Source organism: Synechococcus sp. R3-13 (assembly GCF_047462195.1).
GTDB lineage: Bacteria > Cyanobacteriota > Cyanobacteriia > Thermostichales > Thermostichaceae > Thermostichus.
The window spans coordinates 1-3,025 of sequence record NZ_JANSIO010000118.1; the positions used below are offsets into that span (position 1 = coordinate 1).

General features: G+C 62.3%; 3 protein-coding genes. All 3 read right to left on the reverse strand.

Annotated elements, in window-relative coordinates; genetic code table 11:
• On the reverse strand, positions 1-1,080 hold a 1,080-nt coding region (locus NW856_RS03965; RefSeq protein WP_414399212.1), incomplete at its 3' end, for a hypothetical protein.
• Between the two features lie 7 nt (positions 1,081-1,087).
• Positions 1,088-2,371, reverse strand: a complete 1,284-nt coding sequence (gene hisS, locus NW856_RS03970) for a histidine--tRNA ligase (RefSeq protein ID WP_414399214.1) — start codon at positions 2,369-2,371, stop codon at positions 1,088-1,090.
• A 94-nt stretch (positions 2,372-2,465) separates the two neighbouring features.
• Positions 2,466-3,025, reverse strand: a 560-nt coding sequence (locus NW856_RS03975; RefSeq protein WP_414399215.1) for an RsmE family RNA methyltransferase, incomplete at its 5' end; no start/stop codon positions are given.

The following is a 3,025-nucleotide window of genomic DNA, read 5'->3' on the forward strand; positions in this document are numbered from 1 at the left end:
GTTGGGCGCAGATGGCAGGGGATCCTTTTCCGGGAAGGAGCGGAGGGCTTGGGTCTCGGCGGGCTGAACGGGCGAAGCTGAGTCCTCCTCTCGCTGTTGCTCGGCAACGCTGACGGAAATGGGGGCGCTGTGTTGCCAGATGCGCAACAGCTTTTGCAGGGTGCGTTCGGGAGACAGCAAGGTTAAGGGGGGGTCTTCCCGCAACCGGGCCAGTGGGATGTTTGTTGCTCCCCAATACTGACGCGGAGGGGAGGCGGGAGGCAGCTCTCCGCCTTGTTGCTCCGCAACGCTGACGCGAAGGTCTCGACAGCGGACGGAAAACGGAATCGTCAAGGGCTGGGAAGGCCGGTCTGCATCCCGCCAGGAAGAGGGAGTGAGGGCCAGTTCCCCCCGCAAAGGACGGGTCCAAACGCGGCTTGGCAGGGTGATGGGAATGCTGAACACCGCCGTTCGGGCTTCAGCGGGAAATTGAATTAGCCGTTGCCCCTCGAAAACCGTGCTCTCCTCGCCTTCCTGCCAAACCCGTACCCGCAGCTCGCCGCTGCAGCCGATCCGCCCCGTCAACACCAGCACCTCCTCCGGGGATCCCTCCAATTCACTGTGCATTAGGGAAAACAGCTCTGGCGGGATGGCGACCTCTTTTTTCTGGGGGGGCTCAAACCCGGCCTCTTCAGCCACCGGGGCAGGGATCCCTCGTTCCGGCTCCAGAGGGGCAGGCACAACCTGAAAACGGAGACAATTGTCCAACTCGGTTTCACCGAACAGTTCTGCGATCAAGTCGGCATCTCGGCAGTACAATTCCCAAAACCCAGGGGTGAGGTGGCTGGCGGGCAAAATAATGCCGATCCCTTCATCGTTGGTGCGCACAGAACGGGTTTGGACTTGTGGGGGAGTCGGGGCGGTGTCAGGGCCCTGATTCTGCGACGACAGAGGACGCTGCCGGACTTCCACCGTGATGGTGAAGTGGGGCTGGGGCGAACGGGCAACAATGGTGTAGGTATCTTCTTCCAGAACTGCTCCCTCGGCTGGTACTGGCTGCCAGTCTTCCTGGCCGTCCCGCCGAACCCAGAAATTTAACATAGCTCCATCACCTTGGTGCTCCGCACTGCTGACGCGAATGGCATGCCAGATACTGAATCAGATCGGCTTGCAAAAGGGTTTGCTGTTGCCCTGTAGGCAGGTGCTTAAGCTGTACCTCTCCGGCTGCAGCTTCCGCATCCCCTAGCACAACAGCCCAAGTTGCGCCGCTGCGGCTGGCCCGTTTGAACTGCTTGCCAAAGGCGCTGCCGCTCAGATCCAGCTCGGTGCAGAAACCAGCTTGGCGCAGCGCTTGAGCGATCCGGAGGGATTGGGCCTCAGCCTTCGCCCCACGGGAGATCACGTAAACCTCGACCGGTGCTGGCGGAGCCTCCCCTTGTTTCTTTTGCAACAGCAGCACCAGCCGCTCCATGCCGACGGCCCAGCCCACCGCTGGGGTAGAAGGTCCGCCCAGCTCTTCCACCAAGCCGTCGTAGCGACCACCCCCACAGACGGTACTCTGGGATCCCAAGTCAGGCGAGACGATCTCAAAGGCGGTGTGGGTGTAGTAGTCCAGGCCCCGCACCAAGTAGGGATCCAACTGGTAGGGAATATCCAACATCTGCAGGTGATCTTGCACCTGCTCGAAGAAAGCCCGCGATTCTGGGCTGAGGTAATCCGGCAGCTTGGGGGCCCCCTCGGCAATCTCGCGGGTGCGGGGATCCTTGCTATCCAGAATGCGCAGCGGGTTGCGGGTGAGGCGCTCTTGGGAGTCAGGATCCAGCTTCTCCCGCAAGGGAGTGAGGTAGTCCACCAGGGCCTGGCGATAGGCCCGCCGGTCCTGCAGATCCCCCAGGGAATTGAGCCGCAAGCTCAGGTTCTCCGCCCCCACCGCCTGCAACAGCTCCCAGGCCAAGGCGATGACTTCCGCATCGGCGCGGGGATCTCGGCTGCCCAGCAGCTCTACCCCCAACTGATGGAACTGGCGTTGCCGCCCCGCCTGAGGACGCTCATAGCGAAACATCGGCCCACAATACCAGAGGCGTTGCACATCTCCAGCCGTTTGCAGCCCGTGCTGGATGTAGGCCCGCACCACACCTGCTGTGTTCTCTGGGCGCAGGCTCACCTCTTGCTCGCCACGGGTGCTGAAGGAGTACATCTCCTTGCCCACCACGTCGGTGGCACTGCCAATGCTGCGGGCAAAGAGCTCCGTCAACTCCAGGATGGGGGTGCGAATTTCTTGGTAGTTGGCCCGTCCCAGGATCTCTCGGGCGCTGGCTTCCACCTGCTGCCAGAGCCGCACCTCCTGCGGCAGAATATCTCGGGTGCCCCGCACCGCCTGGATCATCTCCATTCTCGTTCTCCCTCCCTGGGGTGGGCCTGGCCGCCTGCTATGCCAATGGCTGTTCTCGTCAAAGGACTCCGTCCCGCTGACGCAAACGGCCTAGTTATTGATTATCGGCGACAACACTCCCCGTCGCTAGCGGAGCCAAATGACCCCGATCCAAGCTCGAGTCCAACCAGGAGTAGGTGGCGGCAATTTGGCTGGTGGCAACAACAGCGGCGGTGGTAGCTCGCAAGATGGTAGGGCCAAGGGAGACGGACACTCCCCCATATTCCTCAGCCTGCCGACGTTCGGCAACGGTCCAGCCCCCCTCTGGGCCAATGGCTATGGCCAAGACGGGATCCCTGAGCTTTGGCAGGGCTTGCACCAGCGGGGGCGCTTTGTGCCGAGCCACGGCTATACCCCACCAAAAGGACTCCGTCCGAGTAGCGCGAACGGCTTGTAGCTCCGCCAGCCAACTTGTCCAAGGGGTGGGGGGATCGACCTGAGGCCAGCGCAACCGCTCACATTGTTCTGCGGCCTCCCGCACAATTTTTTGCCAGCGTTCCTGCCGCCCAGATCCCGGTTCCAACACGGTGCGCTCTGTCAGCAGGGGGGTAATTCGCGCCACCCCCAGCTCGGTAACCTGGCGGAGCACCTCGTCAAACCCCTGCCCTTTGACCA

Excerpts from the sequence above, each read along its gene's own strand:
- hisS (WP_414399214.1), bottom strand. The coding sequence starts at position 2,371 with ATGGAGATGATCCAGGCGGTGCGGGGCACCCGAGATATTCTGCCGCAG.